Genomic DNA, 18,369 nt, shown 5'->3' with positions numbered 1-18,369 from the left:
CAACACTGACACCACGTTGGTCAGTGTATCCCCTTTTCGTTTAAGAACCGCCCCACCTCGCGGTCACGGGTGGAGATATGCTGCACCAGCCAATCCAGCAAGAGCTTGTTGGTGGTGAGCACATGGTCCAGTTGCACCTCTCCCTCAGCCCGGATCGAAGCTTTCAGATCGGCCAGCCGCTTGACAAAACCGAGGTGCAGCAGCTGATGGCTCTGAAAATCGGGAAAGCCACTGGTCTGCTGCAACTGTTCTTCATCGCCGAAATGTTTGACCACATACTCATCCAAAAAATCGAGCAGCCGCGCCAGCTCGGCCCGCCCCTCGCCGCGCCGGCAGGCGGCCAGCAGGGTGTCGAAACGTTGCAAAAGCTCGCGATGCTGTTCATCAATCCGCTGATTGCCGATAGCCAACTCTTCGCGCCAACTAATACTCATCCTGTTTTCTCCCCGGCTTGCCGCCCTTTTGCTTGGCAGCGCCTTTTTTGTGCTTGGCGTCCTGCTTTTCCTCATCACGGTGCATGCGACTGAACATCTTACGCAGCGCCTGGGCCACCTGGTGGTAGACCGTTCCCTTGGGGAAGCGCCCGTTCTTGTCCGGCTCACCAGCCGGCATGCCGGTCAGCAACTCGATCCCCTGCTCAATGGTTTCGATGCTCCAGACATGGAACTGACCTTTTTTTACCGCCTCCAGCACCTCTTCCTTCAGCATCAGGTGGCGCTCGTTGGCCTTGGGGATCATCACCCCCTGGGTGCCGGTCAGCCCTTTGGCCTTGCAGACGGCGTAGAAGCCCTCAATCTTATGATTCACCCCACCGATCGGCTGGATCCTACCACGCTGGTTGACGCTGCCGGTGACGGCGATCCCCTGGCGGATCGGCACCCCGGACAGGGCCGACAGCAGGGCATACAGCTCGGTGGAGGAGGCGCTGTCCCCCTCGACCCCCTCGTAATTCTGCTCGAAACAGATCGACGCAGAGAGTGACAGCGGGTGCTGCTGGGCGAAGAGCCCCCCCAGCCAGCCGGTCAGAATCATGACCCCTTTGTCGTGGATCGGGCCAGACAGCTTGACCTCGCGCTCGATATTGACCATGCCGGCCTGCCCCAGGTAGGTACGGGCCGTGATCCGTGACGGGCGGCCAAAGGTGTGATCCCCCAGCGAAATCACCGACAGACCATTGATCTGGCCCACCACGGCGCCGTCGGTGTCCACCATGATCGTGCCGTCGTCGAACAGCTCCTGCATCCGTTCCTCAATCCGGTTGACCCGGTAGAGCTGTTCCTCGGCGGCTCGCCGCACATCAGCGCATTTAACCACCTTGTGGCCATCCCGCTTGGCCCAGAAGCTGGCTTCCTGCACGAAATCGGCGATCTCCATGAAGCGGGAGGAGAGCTTCTCCTGATCGTCCACCATGCGGGCGGTGTATTCCAGCAGACAGGCCACGGCGCTGCGGTCGAAGTGCAGCAGTTTTTTGTCACGGCAGAGGGTGGCCACAAACAGGGCGTACTCGTGCATTACCTCCGGCGTGCGGGCCACCCGACTGTCGAACTCAGCCTTGACCTTAAAGAACTTGCGATAATCCGGGTCCTGGTAGTAGAGCAGGTAGTAGATCCAGGGAGTGCCCACCAGGACGATCTTGGCCGAGAGCGGCACCGGCTCGGGCTTTTGGGTGACCATGGTCATGAAACGGTACTGCTCCAGCACATCCTCGATCCGGATCTCGGCGGTGCGGATGCAGCGTTTCAGCGCGTCCCAGACAAAGGGATTGATCAGCACCTCGCGGGCGTCGATCACTAGGTAGCCGCCATTGGCCCGGTGCAGGGCGCCGGCCTTGATCATAGTGAAATCAGTGGCAGCCACACCACCATACTGCATGACATGCTCGATCCGGCCAAACAGGTTGTTGTAGGTGGGGTTGGGCTCAAAGACGATTGGTGCGCCGGCGGTCTCTTTATTGTCCACCAGCAGATTGACCTGGTACCGCTCGAAGCTGGGCTCCTGGCGAGGGATGCGCAGGCCGGGGATCTGGGGCTGTACTGGCTGAGGTTTGAAATCCTCAAGATTCTTGAGGATATCCTCCTGCACCGCATCAAGGTACTCCAGCACCTTGGACTGTCCGGCGTATTTCTCCCGCAGCGGGTCCAGGCGATGCCCCAAGCAAGACATTCCCAGGTCGCGGTCAGCCTGGGAGAGGGCGTCCTTGGTGGCCTTTTCGTTCTCGCGCACCTGACGCAGCACCTCATTGAGGCGCTCGGTCAGCTGTTTGCCCAACTCCTCGATCTTTTCCCGCTCTTCCTCGGCAAGGGCCTCGTACTCTTCCTGGGAAAAGTTGTGGTCGTCCTTCTGGGGCACGATCACCAGGCCGGAAACGGTCCGCTGCAGGGCAAAGCCCTTCTCCTCGGCATCCTTTTCCAGCCCCTGAAACAGGTCATTGTTATTGATCTGGTACTGCTCCAGGATTTCGCTGCGCCGGGTCTCGTACTCGCGGCTCTCCAACGCCTTGGGTATATCCTTGCGAAAGGCCTCCACCAACTCCTGCATGTCGGCAGCCAGTTCAGCGCCCTGGCCGGCTGGCAGGGACAATGACAGCGGGGCGTCGGCATCCTTGAAGTTAAAGACATAGACCCAATCGCAGGGCGTTGCCTCATGTTTGGCCCGCTGCCTGAGCAGGTTCCGGATGGTGGAGGTGCGACCGGTGCCGGTCTGTCCGGAGATATAGAGGTTGAAGCCGGTTTCCTGTACCCCCAGACCAAATTCGATCGACCGCAGTGCACGCTCCTGCCCCACCGCGTCCACCAAGTCCGGCAGTTCCTTGGTGGTCTTGAAGGTGAACTGTTTCGGATCACAGCTCCAGCGTAGTTTTTCAACCGCTAGCCGGCACTCGTGGTGTACGGGCATGGCCCCTCCTTGGGTCGTAGCTACTATCGTAAACGTCTCATGTATCAAGCAGCAGCCGTCACGCTAGCGTCGGCCATGCAAGCTGACCTGGTTGCGGCCACTGTTCTTGGCCTTGTAGAGTGCCTGGTCGGCTGCCTTGATCACCTCGGTCGGCGTGCTGAGGTTGGGGCTTGACTCCGCCACGCCGATGCTGACCGTGACCGATACATCACGTTGCGAGCGGACATTGCTGCGACGGCCCTCTCCTGCCTGGTCGTTTTTGGGACGATCATCGCCGCGCAGGCTCATCACGTAGTCGGCAATGTTCTGCCGCAGCCGCTCCAGGTGGGGAGCGGCATCCTTGGCGGTTTTGCCGGGAAACAACACGGTGAACTCTTCACCGCCATAGCGAAACGAACGACCGCCTCCGGTGACGTACATCATACGCTGGGCCACCATCTTCAGCACCTGGTCGCCCACATCGTGACCGTAGGTGTCGTTGAAACGCTTAAAATGGTCAACATCAACCATGGCGATGGCATAACGGCTACCCAGACCGGGCAGTTGCTCGTTCAGGGCACGACGGGACGGCAGACCGGTCAGATCGTCACGGAAGGCCATGTTATGGGACTCCTGCACTACCGCCAGCTGCATGATCAACAGCGCTGCCCCGCTGAACAGGGCCGGCACATAGGGCGCCCCGGACCAGTTGAGCAGCACAAAGAAGGCCACTCCAACGCCAAACAGCCCCCCCTCAATCGGCGACCGGCGTGTGATGCCACGAATGCATGACAGCAGGGTGGCTGCCAGCAGCAGCAGCAGGCTGGCCTGGGGAACGGCCAGATAGTCGTGCAGCGGCCAGCTTACCAGCGGCCGGGTCAGCTCCAGCCAAAGGGTCTGACTCTGTTCCTTCAGGGTCAGCCAGAGCACAAACAGCTGCACCCCCAGGAAGAAAAAACGCATCCTGCTGGCGTTACTGAAGATCCCCTTTTCCCGCATCAAGACCACCAGCAGCAGGTTAAACGGCAGTAGTACCGCCAGGGCGCTGGTTACCAGGTAGGCCTGCGGGGTATCGGCGGCACCGTCCAGATAGGTGGTCAGCAGGTAGTAGCTGAGGGCAGTCAGCAACAACAGCAGACAGATACGGCCACGGCGGAAGTGAAAACTGAGCAGCAGGCCGCCCGCTGTCAACAGATAGGGGGACAGCATCAGCAGGTCCTGACGGGTTGGCGTCAGCAAAGGGGCGCGTGGCAGCAGCCACCAGGCGGCTACCAGGATGAGACTCGGAATACCAAGTGGTGAGATGGCTCGGAGCATGGAGGGCAAACCTTACCACAGAATCTACGGTCAGGGAATGGCTATCGCTCGGCCATCAGCCTGACATGTTGTACAGCGCGATGGATCGCCTCGTCGAGACCGGCAGCGGGAGGCAGCAGTGCCGCGAGCTTGGTCAGATAGCACCGCTGCTGCAGCAGGCGGAAGGCGCTGGGGACGTTCAGGTCATAAGCCCAGGATATCTGCAAAAGAATGAAGTCGTTCAGAACGCGTACCGTATCCAGTCGTACCACCTCGCCGGCCTGCAGGGCGGCCAGGCACTCGGCGGTAATCTCATCAGCCTGATCCGGCAAGCCCAAGCCAACCGCAGAGGCCCGCTCAGCCGGTGGCTGCTGGAAATACTCCTCAAAAACCCGCCAGATGTCGAGCTTATCGGCGTCACGAATCAGACGGATGTAACGGTCGGTGGGCGATTTGAACTGCGACGGCACAGCCAGCAGATTGTGAAAGCGAACCGCCTCTTCAATCAACAGCTGATCTTCAGGGCCAAGCCTTTGTAACACCTGCTGTTGGCGGATCACTTCCAACCCCAGGCGGGCGTGATTATCTGACTCGCTGTCGCGGAAGGTGCGCCAACGGCGGTACTGGGGAAAGCGGCCAACGTCGTGCAAGAGCGCTACGGCACGGGCCAGACAGGTCTCGGATGCTGTCAACCGCTCACCAACGGCCAGCAGCCCCATCACCTCCACCACCTTGGCGGTGTGTTCCTGCTTGAGGCGGATATTCTTCAATCCTTCCGGGTCCAGATCGAGGTAACCGTTCAGATACCCATCAAACCAGGCCTGTATCTGCTCAAGGTCGGCCTGCTGCACTAGTCCTTGGTTCCGGTGTAGATGGAGGCGATACCGAAGGTCAGCGGCTGGCAGCGTACGTTTTTCAAGCCGATCTCGGTCATGGTGCGGCAAAACTCTTCGCTGGAAGGAAACTCCAGCACTGAATCAGGCAGGTACTTATAGGCGTTGTACTTGGAAAACAGGCCACCGATCACCGGCAGCACCCGCAGGAAGTAAAAATGATACAGGGCGCGGAACAGGGCCGAGCGGGGTACGGAAAACTCAAGGATCACCATCCGGCCAGCCGGCTTCAGCACCCGCCACATCTCGGCCAGCCCCAAACGACGGTCAACGACATTACGAATACCAAAGGCGATGGTTACCGAATCGAAGGTGTCGGAGGGAAACGGCAGGTCTTCGCAGGGGGCCACCCGCAGGTCAATCCGCTTGTTGAAGGGGGAGGCAGCCACCTTCTCTTCGCCCAGCCGCACCATCTCGGGGCTGAAATCGGCGCCGGTGATCCTGACCGAGGCAGGGGTTGCCTTGGCAATCTCCAGCGCCAGGTCGCCGGTGCCGGTGGCCACATCCAGCACCCGCCCGTTTTCCGTTGCTTTGATCAGCCGGACAGCGGCCTTACGCCAGCGCTTATCTATGCCGAGACTCAGCAGGTGGTTGAGAAAATCGTACCGCGGCGCAATGGCGCCGAACATCTGCTGAATCTGCTCGCCCTTTTCGGAAAGTCTGAACATGGTTTTTCACTATCCTTGAACATGAATTACTGCTATATAATCAGCCTTGTTTTCCTAGCACAGATCCTGCGTCACGCCAACAGAATTCCAGCTGCCATGCCCTCAATCGGCCTCAAAGACATACTCGACATCCTGATCATGAGCGTCCTGGTCTACCAGCTCTACAGCTGGTTCCGACGTAGCCGTGCCATTCAGGTACTGGCCGGCCTCGGTGTAGTGATCGCCTTCTTTTTTGTGACGCGCCAGACCGGCCTCCAGATGACCAGCTGGGTACTGCAGCAGCTGGAAACGGTGATGATTGTGCTTGTGGTGGTGGTATTCCAAAACGAGATCCGCCAGGCACTGTACCGCTTCAGCCTGTTACGGGAGCTGCTCGGTAACAGCACCCAGCCCCCCAGCAGCAGCCCCGCCCTGATCAGCGAAGCGGTCTTTGAACTCGCCGCAGCACGGACCGGCGCTCTGCTGGTCTTCGAACGTCAGGACCGACTGGACGAGCATCTGCTGCACGGCACAACCCTTGATGCACAAATCTCAGTGCCGCTGCTGCGCAACCTGTTCCACAACGGCAGCCCGCTCCACGACGGCGCCGTGCTGATCCGTGACGAACGGATCGTGCAGGCCGCCTGCCTACTGCCGCTGTCTGACTCCTCCAACCTGCCTCAGCAGTACGGCACGCGCCATCGTGCGGCCCTGGGGGTGACTGAACGGAGCGATGCCCTCGTGCTGGTAGTGTCTGAAGAGCGGGGCCAGGTTTCGCTGGCCATCGGCGATCAGTTGCAACCGATACGCAGCCCCGAAGTCCTAAAAAAACGCCTTGAGCAGCTTTTGACTCCCCAGTCCGCGCGCCAGCGGATTCCGCTTGGCAGGCGCCTGTTCGGCGACCTGGTGCCAAAAACTGTCACCCTGCTGGGGGTCACCGCCATCTGGCTGGTACTTGCCGCACGGCCGGGAGAAGTGGCCATCGTACCCGCCACGCTCACCTTCCATGGCCTGCCGGACGGCATGGCGCTGGTCCGTTCCCACCCCGAAGAAGTAACCGTCCGCGTCCGTTCCAGCTCAGGGCTGGCGCCCTCCCCCCGACAACTGGACCTGACCGCCGACCTGGACCTTTCCGACGTTGCAGTTGGGAACAATACGCTACGGCTCACCGTTGCCCAGGTCCGTGCGCCATCCGGCGTGGCCGTAGTAGGCGTCGAACCCTCCAGCGTCAGGGTGACTATCCGCTCCGCCCCCAAGAAAAAATAAAATTTATTAATATTGGCACATTTAGTGCTTACAGAAAGCCTGTTTTTTGCTTGACCCATAACCGCATATTGTTGTATTAGACAAACTGTTGTTTTAAAAAAACGCAAGACGGAAAGGAGGAACAATGAAGCATACTGTACGCCTGATAGTCGCTGTATGCCTGCTAAACCTGACTCTTCCGCTCGCTGCGTTCGCCTCGAAGACCCACGTTGTCACCCGCTCCGGCGAAACGTTGCAGAGCATTGCTCGCAAATATCACGTCTCGGTCAATGAACTGAAATCAGTCAACTCCCTGAGCAGCAGCAAACTGCGTAAGGGCGACAGCCTGATTATACCCACTCAGGCCGCTACCGTCTCCAAGCCCATCGAAAACTGCAGCACCTACAAGGTGGCCAAGGGCGACACCCTGTTTTCCATTGCTCGCAAGACCGGTGTTAAAGTAGCCGTACTACGCAAGACTAACCGCCTGAAGGGCAACCGGATCAAGCCGGGACAGATTCTGGCCCTGGGTGTCACCGACGACAGCAATCAGTGCGAACTGCCCACCAAAACTGCCTCTGCACAGCGTCTACGCCTGATTAACAAAGATCTGCTCAACGACCAAGAACTATCAGACACCCTAGCAGAACTGACGGATATCGACACCGATCAGCCGGTGGATCTGGCCAAAAACCTGGAAAGCTCACAGGCCTTCGCCGATCTGCAAAAATCAGCCTTCAGCTTTCTGGGCGCCCGCTACCGCTTCGGCGGCAACAGCCCGACGGCCCTGGACTGCTCCAGCTTCACCCAACAGGTATTCCGTCTACAGGACATTAACCTGCCGCGCACCGCCCGCGAACAGTTCCGGGTTGGTGACGAGGTGGGTCAGGGCGATCTGCGGCGCGGCGACTTGGTCTTTTTCAGGACGTACGCCCGTTACGCCTCCCATGTTGGCATCTACCTGGGCAATCGCAAGATGATCCACGCCTCCTCCAGCCACCGCCGTGTCGTGATCTCTTCCATGGATACGCCCTATTACCTGTCGCGTTACCTGGGTGCCCGTCGTTTTGACAAAGTGTCACCGGCAAGCCTGGACCTCGACAGCCTGATCCTGGAAGCTGACGAAGAGCTGGATGCCGATTCCCTGACCAACGACCACCTGGGCGTGGGCCTGCCGGCAGCGCGCCTTAACTAACCGCATGTTTCGCCCCTAACCCGTCCGGGCTCCTGTACGAGCCCGGATTTTTTTTGCCCACCACCATGTGAATCCTGCTCGCCTATAGCTCCGGAACCACCTTAGCGGATGAATCAACCACCTTCACCGATCTGCTGCCGATCGGTCTTTGCTCACTGCATGCCGTGCTGCGCGACAAGGGCATAGATGCCCATCTGGCCAATCTATCAGGCATGGACGAGGCGCAGATAACCGAGCTATTCAAACGACTATCCCCGGATCTGTTCGGCTTCTCCCAGTGGACCCATAATCGTCACACCACGCTGCAGCTGGCCCGGCTGGCGAAGCAACGCCATCCGCAATCGCTGGTGATTGCAGGCGGCGGTCATGCCACCCATCAGGCCGAATTACTGTTGGCGTCACATCCTGAACTGGATCTGATTGTGGCCGGGGAAGGTGAAACAACCCTGCTGGAACTGATTGAGGCCCGGGACTCCGGACGCCCACTCAGCGAGATACCCGGCCTGGTACTACGGCATGGACAGACGGTTATCAGGACAGCGCCCCGTAGCCGCATCAGGGACCTGGACAGCCTGCCCTACCCCAGTCGCTATCTGCATGAGGCGATCGGGGTGGATCTCGACCTGCAGCCGCAATTCATCAGCACCTCACGGGGCTGCCCTTCAGCCTGCCACTTCTGCGCCTCACCAAGCTTCTGGGGACGGGCTGTCCGCACCCGCTCACCGGCCTCAGTGGTGGATGAGTTTCTGTTCCTGAAAGACCGGTTTGGCATGCTGTACCTCTCGCTGCGCGACGACACCTTCACGGCCGACCGCCGGCGCACCATTGAGCTCTGCCAACTGCTGCTTGAACGGAAGGCAGGCATGTTCTGGAACTGTCAGACCAGGGTTGAGGCGGTGGATGAAGAGGTATTAAGCTGGATGAAGCGGGCGGGCTGCGAGTGTGTTCAACTGGGGGTCGAGTCAGGCTCGCCCCGCATCCTGCAGCAACTTGGCAAGCGGATCACTCCGCAGCAGGTGGTGGCGGCTTGCGACGCGGTGCATCGTGTGGGACTACAGTTATCGGTCTACCTGATCGCCGGCGTACCTGGTGAGACGGACCAGGACCGGCAGGCGACCCGACAGCTTTTACAGCGGATCAAACCCCACGACCTGCAGGTGGCCCCGCTGGCCTATTACCCAGGCACGTCACTCTATAGCGACGCTTTACGTCACCAGCAGGTTGGGCCCGATCTGTTTGAACGTCGGCAGAGTGACGCCCTGCTGGCGCTGCCGGACGGTAACCAGTGGGCAGCGCGACTGCTTCGTGTTGGAAGTGGCCTGGCTCCAACGACAACGATGCGCACCATCAAGCAACAGAAAGAACGAATGGGCTACTGTGCCGTAACCTGTCTGCAGGCGGGCGATTATCATCTGCAACGGGGCGACTGGCAGCACGCCGAACAGGAATATCGAGAGATTACCGCTCATGAACCCGAGCACCCCTGGGGCTGGCTGCTGCTGGCGGAGCTGTACGACCAGACCGGCCACCAGACGCAAGCCCGCTCTTGCTACCACAAAGTTGTTCAGCTGATGCCGCGCCACCGTCAATCGCTCAAGGCCCTTGCTGACTAGATTGAATAAAAAAAGACGACAACCTGATGGTTGCCGCCTTTTTGTGGACACCTCTGTACCAGGGAACTACTTGACCACCTCAACTGCCGAGGTCAACACCAGGGCATCAAAGGTGCGGTTCAGGGTCTTGCTGGGAAAATTGGGCAGGGCCGGAGCATCGGCATACTTGACCTTGTCGCCCTTAGCCACCTTCATCGGCAGGGCAGCCACCCAGACCTTCTTGCCGTCGTCATGCTGCACTTCCATATAGATGTACTGACCGCCGTCCAGCATCTCCAGCACCTTGCCGCTCTTGGTGGGCACGCCTGCCGGAATTGCCATCGGTTTCAGACCGGCATGGGGGTCACCCTTGGCAGCATCAGACGGCATGGCAGCTTTACCGTCAGCAGCAGGCATACCACCCACCGGGGGATGGCCAGCCGGCAGGGCACCAGCCGTCTGTTGGTTGGTGGGGGCTTCGGTCTTTGGTTTGTCCTGGCAACCTGCCAGGGCCAAAGCAGCAATCATCATCGCAACAACTGTTGTTTTCACCTGTTTCCTCCTCATTTGTGTAAAAAAGTAATGTTCGTAAGCTACCACACCTGCCCATAACAAGACAAGACAAAGCAAAACGTCGCTTACCGGCTACCAAGATTGTCAGGCGGCTATTTTGTGGTATACCCCTCTGAAAGACGTTAACCAGTCCAGCAGCAGGAGGCAGACCATGTTTGAATCAGCCGAATTGGGGCATAACATTGCCAAAGAGGTCTACAAACGTGAGGTACCACCCCTGCGCGAGGCCTTGCTTGATGCTCAGCTGGACCTACTGCAGTCCAAAAAATTCCCGGTGATCATCCTGCTCGCCGGTGTTGATTGTGCCGGCAAGGGTGAAACCATGAACCTGCTGCATGAATGGATGGACCCGCGCCACATAGAATCCCACGCACTGCGGGAACTGACCGACGAGGAACGGGAGCGTCCACCGATGTGGCGCTACTGGCGCGACCTGCCGCCTCAGGGCAAGATCGGCATCTTCATCGGCTCATGGTATTCCGCCCCTCTGGTGGACAACGTCTACGGAACAACCAAAAATGCCGAGCTGGATCAACAACTGGATCGTATCATCCGCTTTGAGACCATGCTCTGCAATGAAGGGGCGTTGATCCTCAAATTCTGGCTGCACCTTTCGGAAAAACAGCAGAAAAAGCGGCTTAAAAAACTGGAGTCAGACCCCAAGACCCGCTGGCGCATCAAGGAAAGCGACTGGAAAAACTTCAAGCTTTACGATCGCTTTCGGACCGTGTCGGAACGGATGCTGCGTACCACCAGCACCCCCGAGGCCCCCTGGACCATCGTGGAAGGGGCCGACGAGCGTTACCGCTCCCTGACCATCGGCAAGGTGCTGCTGGAGGCGATACGCAACCGGCTCGATGCCCCTGAGCCCCCCAAGCAAGAAGAACCGCTGCCGCCAATGCTAACCTCCATTGATGGCCTGCATATCTTGCAGACGCTCGATTTAACCCACAAACTCTCCAAGCAGAACTACAAGGCCGAGCTGGCAGCGTTGCAGGGACGGCTTAACCAGCTTTCACGCCACAAGAACTTCAACAAGCTCTCGGTGGTGGCATTATTTGAAGGCAATGACGCAGCCGGCAAGGGCGGCAGCATCCGCCGCATCACCCAGGCCCTGGATGCCCGTTCGTACCGGATCATTCCGGTGGCAGCCCCCACCGAGGAGGAACGGGCCCAGCCCTACATGTGGCGGTTCTGGCGCCACCTGCCCCGTCGCGGACGGGTGGCGATCTTTGATCGTTCCTGGTATGGCCGGGTCCTGGTGGAGCGGGTGGAAGGCTACTGCTCCCACGCCTACTGGATGCGCGCCTATGGTGAGATCAACGACTTCGAAGAACAGTTGGTACGTAACCGCACGGTGGTGGTCAAATTCTGGCTGGCCATCTCAAAACAGGAACAGCTCAAGCGGTTTAAGGAGCGGGAAAAGATCGGTTTCAAACGCTTTAAGATCACGGAAGAAGACTGGCGCAACCGCGACAAATGGGATCTGTACGAACAGGCAGTCTGCGACATGATCGACCGCACCAGCACCGAGATCGCTCCCTGGACACTGGTGGAGGCCAATGACAAAAACTACGCGCGTATCAAGATACTGAAGACCGTCTGCAACCGGATCGAACAGGCGCTGGAAAAACTGTAAATCAGTTTACATTTTATACACCAAAGGTGACCACTATGGGCATCAACCCTACCATCCTGGCCAGCCTCAACACGACCCAAGAGGCGCTGGTAAAAAACCTGATCGACGACACCCGCTCCGTCTTTTCAACCATGCTGGGGCTGGAGCTGATGCATCTGCCGCTGGAAGTCGACCCGCTTAAGCACTTCACCGACTGTATCTCAGCCATGGTGGGGCTGGCCGGCACCTATAACGGTCTGGTTTCGGTACACCAGCCGATCTCGCTGGGCACCAGACTGGCCAGTGTCATGTTGGATACGGACCTGGAAGAGGGGGATCAGGACATCCTGGACGCCCTGGGCGAGGTGGCTAACATGGTGGCCGGCAACTTCAAGCAACATCTATCCAAAGGAGGCAGCGACATCCGCCTGTCAACGCCATCGGTGGTGACCGGCCACGAGTACCTGATCAGTTGCAAGGAGGCCGGTTCGCTGAACCTTTTGTTCGACCTGGATGAGGAATGGCTGATGGTCAGCGTACTGCTGGATGCGGACTAGGGCAGCAGACGTACTGCCTGGCGTTCTGCCCAGCGCAGCAGCATGAAAAACAGTTCCTTGCGGGGGCTGGAACGCAGCGCCACATAGGGCGAGCGGACGTAAAACGGCATGCAGCCGGCGCGGATGGCAGCCAAACAGCCGGTCAGCAGCCGGTCGTCGGCCATCAGGATTGCAGACAGGGGAACTGAAGCCAGTTCCCCTGTTTTGTGCAGACCATCGCAATACGGTTTCTTGCGGACACCACTGATGAACCGCACCCCCGGCAGCTGGTCATGAAACCAATCGACACGTGGGCCATAGGGACGGTTGGAAAGCACAACGACCCGTTCTGCCCCGCAGACCGCCACTGCCTGTCGCAGCCAGGCCTCCACCTCCGGCAGCGGCCGGTCGGCACCGTGGGGCGCCAGCACACCGTCGAAGTCAAGTGCCAGGGCGGCAATGCCCTGCCTGCTGAACTCGGCGGGCGACAGGTCGAGCAGACGGGCGGTCGCAGGCGTCTGCCCCAGCAACAAACGCAATGCGCGGCGTTGCCGCCAGCCCTCCACCATGCCCAGCAGGATGTGATGCACCGTTACTCCCGTACCTTCTGGGCCTTGCTGACCAGATAATAGACCACCCCCAGCACCAGCAGGGTCACCGTCAGAAAGGCCTGGGTCTTCAGATCGTCATGGCGCAGGGTCGAGATCAGGATCTCACGCACCATGGCAACCACGATCACGCCAATAAACACCAGGATGTTGAAACTGCCCCCTTTGAGGTTCTTGATCTCATTGTCCAGCAGCTCAATCATCATCCAAAGGATCAGCATCTCACCCAAGGCCGAAAAAATGGCCTTTTCCGGGTTACCGCCGATAAAGAACAGCGTCAGGTCGTTTATGAACAAGCCCACCACACCGATCGAAAGCCCGGCCAGGGCCAACACCAGCACCAGATTAAGACCGTAGGTGAAGCGTTCGGCAAGCTTGATCAGACCCGACTCAAGACGCCGCGACACAAAGACCTTCTTCATCTCTTCATCGCGATAGGAGGAGGTCATCACCGAGAGATTCATATCCAGGATCTTGTCGGCTGCCTCGCGATAATTACGCCGCTGATCGCGGTCAGTGAAGCTGTCATGGATCAGGTGATGCAGAAAGTGGCGTACCCGGTGCATGGCGGCGTTGACGAAATTGACCGGCAGCCCCACCCGCACATGGGCATGACCGATCCGTTTCAGATTTTGCAGATAGAGCTCATCATAGCTGCCCTGGAACAGGGACAGGAACCACAGGCGGTGATAATGGCTCATCTTCTCGCGGGTGGACTGTTTGGCCAGGATGCTGGCCGTCTCCGGCTGAGAGACGATATAGTCGTAAAACTGGTCCACCATCTGCTGCTGGTGTTGTTCCGCCAGGGGCAACAGTTCCTGCAACCGCTGCTCATCGGCTTCGCTAAAAAAATAATGCCGTTTCAGCACATCCATCGAATTTGCCATACTCGCCATACCTCCTGATGCCTAATACTGTATGCCGTAACGCCAGGCTGCGGCGCAACTTCCCTCGCCGGAGACCATGCAGGCCCCCACCGGGGTCTCTGGTTGACAGGCAGTTCCAAACAGCGGACAGTCCTGCGGCTCTATCCGGCCGGTCAGCACTTTGCCGCAGCAGCAACCATCCGGCTCACGGGGCGCCGGCACCGCAACCGAAAGCTGACGAGCCGCGTCAAAACAGCTATACCGCTCTTGGAGCTGCAAACCACTGCCGGCAATCGTTCCCAGACCGCGCCACTCGGCATCGCACGGTTCGAAGACCTGGCTCAGCAGCAGCTGGGCCCGCTGGTTGCCCTGCCAGCTGACAGCGCGACGATACTGAATCTCAACCCGGGCTTGCCGCTCCAGGTGCTGCCGCACCAGCAGCAGGATGCCCTGCAACAGATCGGCCGCCTCAAAACCGGTCACCACGCAAGGAATGCCGTACTGCTCAGCCAGCGGCTGATAGACCCTAGCGCCGACCACCGTACTGACATGGGCCGGGCAGAGATAGCCATCGATCGGCAATTCAGGATCGGCAGAGAGCAGCGCCATCGCCTGCGGCATGGTCTTGTGGCCACACAGCACAAAGAAATTCTGTAGCCCCTGTTGTTCTGCCTGCAGGATGGCAGCCGCCACCGTGGGAGCCGTGGTCTCGAAACCGACACCCAGAAAAATCACCCGCCGCTCAGGGTGTCGGGCGGCCAGCGCAACCGCATCGAGCGCCGACCAGACCACCCGCACATCGGCACCATGGGCCCGCTGTTCCATCAGTGACGAGGCAGAACCGGGCACCCGCAGCAGGTCACCGAAGGTGGCCACCAGATGGTCAGGATCTGCAGCCAGGGCCAGGGCGTGGTCCAGATAGCCCACCGGCGTCACACAGACCGGGCAGCCAGGGCCGGATACCAACCTGATCTGCGGCGGCAACAGGCTTTTGAGGCCAAAACGTGCGATGGCCATGGTGTGGGTGCCGCAAACCTCCATCAAGCGGAGCGGCGCGGTCAGGCCACCAGCCTCACGATCAAGTGCCGCAGCCAACCCCTGCACCAGATCAGGGGCGCAGTATTCCTGCTGAAACCGCACTAGGCAGTATCCCCACTGTCAAAGGCCTCCCGCATCAGGCGCAGTGTCTCCTCGGCCTCATCCGCATCGATCCGGGCAATCGCAAAGCCGGCATGCACCAGCAGGTATTCTCCCACTGCCACCGGTTCGGACAGCATCAAAAGGCTGGCCTCACGACGCACACCATCAATTTCAGCAATGGCGGAATCATCTCCCACACTGACTACCTGCATCGGCACACCAAGGCACATAGCCTGCCCCTTCTGACACGTCACCATCACACACAAATTGAGTTTACAAAACAATTTACAGTATGCCCGACAGGTCCCTGCGATGCGCGGCCACCGCCACCTGCCCCAAGGCGATGCCACCGTCATTGGGAGGCGTCAGGCGATGCATAAAGACGGCAAAGCCTGCCTGGGCCAGGCGAGTATACACCATCTCAGACAAAAGGCGATTCTGAAACACGCCGCCCGACAGCACCACCCGCTCAAGGCCAGTGCTTGCCCGCAGCCGGATACAGCCTGCCAACACCGCTTCTGCCAGGGCACGGTGAAAGCCCAATGCCAGCTCAGCAGCGGCAACGCCCATACGACAGCCATCGCTCAGGGCCAGCAGTAACCGGACGGCGTCCAGCTGAAACGGCTCATTCCCGTGATCACACAGATCGAGCCCAGGCAGGGGGGCAGCGTCAGCCGCCTGCTCGGCCAGCGCCTCAAGGGCCATTGCCGCCTGTCCGTCAAAACGGTTACGATCAGCGGCTCCCACCACTACGGCAGCGGCATCGAACAGGCGGCCCATGCTAGAAGTAAGCGGCGCGCTAACCCCGCGGGACAGCATCGCCAGCAGTACCTGCCGCTCACTTGTAGCCAGCAGCGGCATCCCGGGCAACCGCCAGACCTGATCACCAAGCCGCTCATACAGCCAGGCCACCGCCATCCGCCACGGTTCTCGGGCGGCAGCATCGCCGCCAGGCAACCGCACCGATTTGAGATGCCCGGCCCGTCGCACCGTTGCGTAGCCCCCCACCAGAAACTCGCCCCCCCAGACCGAGCCGTCGTCACCCAGGCCGGTGCCGTCGAAGATCACGCCAATCAGCTCTCCTCCAAGCCCGTTTTCAGCCATACAGGCAGCCAGATGGGCATGATGGTGCTGGACGGTCTGCAGCGGCAGGCCGCAGGACTGCGCATACCGGGTGGAGAGATAATCGGGATGCAGGTCGCAAACCACCATGGTCGGCTGTAGCGCCAGGATATCCCGCAGCTGGTCGATGGTCTGACGGAAGGTATCGAAGGTCTGCTCGTTTTTGAGGTCGCCGATATGCTGGCTGAGCAAGGCCTGATCACCCCGGCTGACACAGATGGTGTTCTTCAGCTCCGCCCCCACCGCCAGTAGCTGCCCGGCATCGAAGCAGAGCGGCACCGGCCGGGGCACATAGCCCCGTGAACGACGGTAAAAGAGCGGCATATCCCGAAAGGCCCGCAGCACCGAATCATCGGTGCGGGTCTGGATCGGCCGATCATGGGTCAACAGGGCATCGGCAATGCCGGCCAATTGCTGAACCGCCGTTTCATCGTCAGAGATCATCGGCTGATCAGCAGGGTTGGCGCTGGTCATCACCAGCGCAGCCAGTTTCGTTTCGGCAAACAGCAACTGGTGCAGCGGCGTATAGGCTAGCACCAGGCCGATCCATTGGCTACCCGGTGCCACCAGCGGCGATACGGCAGTATCGGGACGACGGCGCACAATCACGATCGGGGCCTCCGGTCCGCTCAGCAGCCGTTCCTCCATCGGTGACAGTTGTGCCAGCATGCGGGCAGTGGCCAGATCGGGCACCATCACGGCAAACGGCTTTTCGTCGCGCTGCTTACGCTGCCGCAGCCGGGCAACCGCATCGTTGCTGGCCGCATCTACCGCCAGGTGAAAACCGCCCAGCCCTTTCACGGCCACGATCAATCCCTGCAGCAGCAGTGCCGCTGCGCGGGACACCGGCTGCGGATCATCGGGGATCAGGGACAGGCGGGGACCGCAGTCCGGACAGGCGATCGGCTGGGCGTGGAAGCGGCGATCAGCCGGATTGTCGTACTCAGCCTGACAGGCCGGGCAGAGCGGGAACCCGGCCATGGTGGTCAGGGGACGGTCGTAGGGGGTAGCGGTCACGATGGTAAAACGGGGACCGCAGTTGGTGCAGCTGATGAAGGGATGACGAAAACGACGGTCAGCAGGGTCGAACAGTTCCCGTCGGCAGTCAGGACAGAGGGCCGTATCCGGCGCAATCTGCACCTCACGCCGGCCATCACCGCTGGGCAGGATGCTAAATTCGTTCTCTTCGGGCTGCTCAGCCAAGTCACGCTGCTCGAGCCCATTGATAACCGCCAGTGGTGGCACTTCAGCCGGCAGACGCCGGCCAAACAGCTCCAACGCCGCCGGAGTCCCCTGCAGCTCCAATTCCACCCCAGCGGGGGTATTACGCACCCAGCCGGAAAGATTCAGTTCTGTTGCCAGCCGGTAGACAAAGGGGCGGAACCCCACCCCCTGGACCGTACCGCTGATCTGATATGCCTGGCGGGCTATCGCCCCAGCTCCTTGGCCAGCCACTCGTACCAGGCTCCCAGCCCCTGACCGGTGCTGGCGGACACCTCAAGAATGGCCAGCTGGTGGCTCACCCGTGCTGCGTATTCCTTGCACTGGGCCAGATCAAAGGAGAGGTGCGGCAGCAGGTCCACCTTATTCAGCAGCATCAGGCCGGAGTTGTGGAACATCTGCGGGTACTTGAGCGGCTTGTCCTCGCCTTCGGTCACCGAGAGCACCACCACCTTGTGGGCCTCCCCCAGATCGAAGGCGGCCGGGCAGACCAGGTTACCGACGTTTTCGATGAACAGGAGGTCAAGATTGTCCAGATCGAATGCTTCTGTGGCATGCATCACCATATGGGCATCCAGATGGCAGCCGGCCCCGGTGTTGATCTGCCTGACCGGCACGCCGGTGGCGGCGATGCGACGGGCGTCGTTGTCGGTCTGCTGGTCGCCCTCGATCACGGCGCAGCGGTAACGGCCGGACAGATCGCGTAGGGTTCGCTCCAGCAGGCTGGTCTTGCCGGAACCGGGAGAGGAAACCAGATTCAGTACCAGGATCTGCTTTTCCTTGAACAGCGAACGGTTGAAGGCTGCCAGCCGATTGTTCTTGGCCAGCACATCCTCTTCGATGCTGATCCGCGTAGTACGCTGCGACTCATCATGCTGGTGGTCATGATCGTGCCCATGGTGATGGGCGGCTGCGGGGCTGCAGCCACAAGTGGTGCACATAG

The 18,369-nt window shown here is 60.0% G+C and carries 17 protein-coding genes; 5 read left to right on the top strand and 12 right to left on the bottom strand.

Annotated elements, in window-relative coordinates; all coding sequences use genetic code 11:
- Positions 1-20 precede the first annotated feature (20 nt).
- From RBQ93_RS01295 to ubiE, 5 genes are all read right to left on the bottom strand, one after another.
- Positions 21-434, bottom strand: a complete 414-nt coding sequence (locus tag RBQ93_RS01295; protein ID WP_320370185.1) for a hemerythrin family protein — start codon at positions 432-434, stop codon at positions 21-23.
- Positions 424-2,895, bottom strand: a complete 2,472-nt coding sequence (locus RBQ93_RS01290) for an ATP-binding protein (RefSeq protein WP_320370184.1) — start codon at positions 2,893-2,895, stop codon at positions 424-426. Before RBQ93_RS01290 ends, RBQ93_RS01295 begins: the two co-directional genes overlap by 11 nt.
- 63 nt (positions 2,896-2,958) lie before the next feature.
- Complete coding sequence (locus tag RBQ93_RS01285; protein ID WP_320370183.1) at positions 2,959-4,191, bottom strand: GGDEF domain-containing protein; 1,233 nt, start codon at positions 4,189-4,191, stop codon at positions 2,959-2,961.
- A gap of 41 nt (positions 4,192-4,232) precedes the next feature.
- On the bottom strand, positions 4,233-5,021 hold the full coding sequence (locus tag RBQ93_RS01280; RefSeq protein ID WP_320370182.1) for an HD domain-containing protein: 789 nt from the start codon (positions 5,019-5,021) through the stop codon (positions 4,233-4,235).
- Positions 5,021-5,731, bottom strand: coding sequence for a bifunctional demethylmenaquinone methyltransferase/2-methoxy-6-polyprenyl-1,4-benzoquinol methylase UbiE (gene ubiE, locus RBQ93_RS01275; protein ID WP_320370181.1), 711 nt, complete (start codon positions 5,729-5,731; stop codon positions 5,021-5,023). The genes RBQ93_RS01280 and ubiE overlap by 1 nt, the downstream gene beginning before the upstream one ends.
- A gap of 96 nt (positions 5,732-5,827) precedes the next feature.
- Here ubiE and cdaA point away from each other — a divergent pair, with 96 nt between their 5' ends.
- The 3 genes from cdaA to RBQ93_RS01260 all read left to right on the top strand — a co-directional run bounded on the left by cdaA (position 5,828) and on the right by RBQ93_RS01260 (position 9,763).
- Complete coding sequence (gene cdaA, locus RBQ93_RS01270; RefSeq protein ID WP_320370180.1) at positions 5,828-6,976, top strand: diadenylate cyclase CdaA; 1,149 nt, start codon at positions 5,828-5,830, stop codon at positions 6,974-6,976.
- 124 nt (positions 6,977-7,100) lie between these two features.
- Complete coding sequence (locus RBQ93_RS01265; protein WP_320370179.1) at positions 7,101-8,150, top strand: C40 family peptidase; 1,050 nt, start codon at positions 7,101-7,103, stop codon at positions 8,148-8,150.
- A 71-nt stretch (positions 8,151-8,221) separates the two neighbouring features.
- On the top strand, positions 8,222-9,763 hold the full coding sequence (locus RBQ93_RS01260) for a B12-binding domain-containing radical SAM protein (protein WP_320370243.1): 1,542 nt from the start codon (positions 8,222-8,224) through the stop codon (positions 9,761-9,763).
- Between the two features lie 66 nt (positions 9,764-9,829).
- Here the strand turns inward: RBQ93_RS01260 and RBQ93_RS01255 are convergent, their stop codons facing one another.
- Positions 9,830-10,294: a hypothetical protein gene (locus RBQ93_RS01255; RefSeq protein ID WP_320370178.1), complete on the bottom strand. Its 465-nt coding sequence runs from the start codon at positions 10,292-10,294 to the stop codon at positions 9,830-9,832.
- Between the two features lie 172 nt (positions 10,295-10,466).
- On the opposite strand from RBQ93_RS01255, the gene pap reads away from it, so the two are divergent.
- Positions 10,467-11,954 (top strand): polyphosphate:AMP phosphotransferase, encoded by a 1,488-nt coding sequence (gene pap, locus RBQ93_RS01250; protein WP_320370177.1) that lies wholly within the window; start codon positions 10,467-10,469, stop codon positions 11,952-11,954.
- A 35-nt stretch (positions 11,955-11,989) separates the two neighbouring features.
- Positions 11,990-12,490: a chemotaxis protein CheX gene (locus tag RBQ93_RS01245; protein ID WP_320370176.1), complete on the top strand. Its 501-nt coding sequence runs from the start codon at positions 11,990-11,992 to the stop codon at positions 12,488-12,490.
- Here the strand turns inward: RBQ93_RS01245 and RBQ93_RS01240 are convergent.
- Genes RBQ93_RS01240 through hypB form a run of 6 tightly spaced genes read right to left on the bottom strand, consistent with a single transcriptional unit; the run spans position 12,487 to position 18,367 of the window.
- Entirely contained in the window at positions 12,487-13,059 is a 573-nt protein-coding gene (locus tag RBQ93_RS01240) for a hypothetical protein (RefSeq protein WP_320370175.1), read from the bottom strand. The two genes, RBQ93_RS01245 and RBQ93_RS01240, sit on opposite strands and share 4 nt — an antisense overlap.
- Before the next feature lie 2 nt (positions 13,060-13,061).
- Entirely contained in the window at positions 13,062-13,964 is a 903-nt protein-coding gene (locus RBQ93_RS01235; RefSeq protein ID WP_320370174.1) for a protoglobin domain-containing protein, read from the bottom strand.
- A gap of 21 nt (positions 13,965-13,985) precedes the next feature.
- The gene (hypD, locus tag RBQ93_RS01230; RefSeq protein ID WP_320370173.1) at positions 13,986-15,083 is read right to left on the bottom strand and encodes a hydrogenase formation protein HypD; all 1,098 of its coding nucleotides are present in this window, start codon (positions 15,081-15,083) and stop codon (positions 13,986-13,988) included.
- Entirely contained in the window at positions 15,083-15,313 is a 231-nt protein-coding gene (locus RBQ93_RS01225) for a HypC/HybG/HupF family hydrogenase formation chaperone (protein ID WP_320370172.1), read from the bottom strand. The genes hypD and RBQ93_RS01225 overlap by 1 nt, the downstream gene beginning before the upstream one ends.
- Positions 15,314-15,368: 55 nt before the next feature.
- A complete protein-coding gene (gene hypF / locus RBQ93_RS01220) occupies positions 15,369-17,660 on the bottom strand; it encodes a carbamoyltransferase HypF (protein WP_320370171.1) in 2,292 nt (763 codons plus the stop codon).
- Entirely contained in the window at positions 17,633-18,367 is a 735-nt protein-coding gene (gene hypB / locus RBQ93_RS01215) for a hydrogenase nickel incorporation protein HypB (RefSeq protein ID WP_320370170.1), read from the bottom strand. Before hypB ends, hypF begins: the two co-directional genes overlap by 28 nt.
- Positions 18,368-18,369: the final 2 nt, after the last annotated feature.

This window comes from Trichlorobacter sp., assembly GCF_034008105.1.
Classification (GTDB): Bacteria; Desulfobacterota; Desulfuromonadia; order Geobacterales; family Pseudopelobacteraceae; genus Trichlorobacter.
Note: the sequence above shows the minus strand (reverse complement) of the source record. Positions and strands in the feature narration are given on the sequence as shown.

Coding starts and splice junctions, on each gene's coding strand:
- RBQ93_RS01295 (WP_320370185.1), bottom strand. CDS start 434: ATGAGTATTAGTTGGCGCGAAGAGTTGGCTATCGGCAATCAGCGGATT.
- RBQ93_RS01290 (WP_320370184.1), bottom strand. CDS start 2,895: ATGCCCGTACACCACGAGTGCCGGCTAGCGGTTGAAAAACTACGCTGG.
- RBQ93_RS01285 (WP_320370183.1), bottom strand. CDS start 4,191: ATGCTCCGAGCCATCTCACCACTTGGTATTCCGAGTCTCATCCTGGTA.
- ubiE (WP_320370181.1), bottom strand. CDS start 5,731: ATGTTCAGACTTTCCGAAAAGGGCGAGCAGATTCAGCAGATGTTCGGC.
- cdaA (WP_320370180.1), top strand. CDS start 5,828: ATGCCCTCAATCGGCCTCAAAGACATACTCGACATCCTGATCATGAGC.
- RBQ93_RS01265 (WP_320370179.1), top strand. CDS start 7,101: ATGAAGCATACTGTACGCCTGATAGTCGCTGTATGCCTGCTAAACCTG.
- pap (WP_320370177.1), top strand. CDS start 10,467: ATGTTTGAATCAGCCGAATTGGGGCATAACATTGCCAAAGAGGTCTAC.
- RBQ93_RS01245 (WP_320370176.1), top strand. CDS start 11,990: ATGGGCATCAACCCTACCATCCTGGCCAGCCTCAACACGACCCAAGAG.
- RBQ93_RS01235 (WP_320370174.1), bottom strand. CDS start 13,964: ATGGCAAATTCGATGGATGTGCTGAAACGGCATTATTTTTTTAGCGAA.
- RBQ93_RS01225 (WP_320370172.1), bottom strand. CDS start 15,313: ATGTGCCTTGGTGTGCCGATGCAGGTAGTCAGTGTGGGAGATGATTCC.
- hypB (WP_320370170.1), bottom strand. CDS start 18,367: ATGTGCACCACTTGTGGCTGCAGCCCCGCAGCCGCCCATCACCATGGG.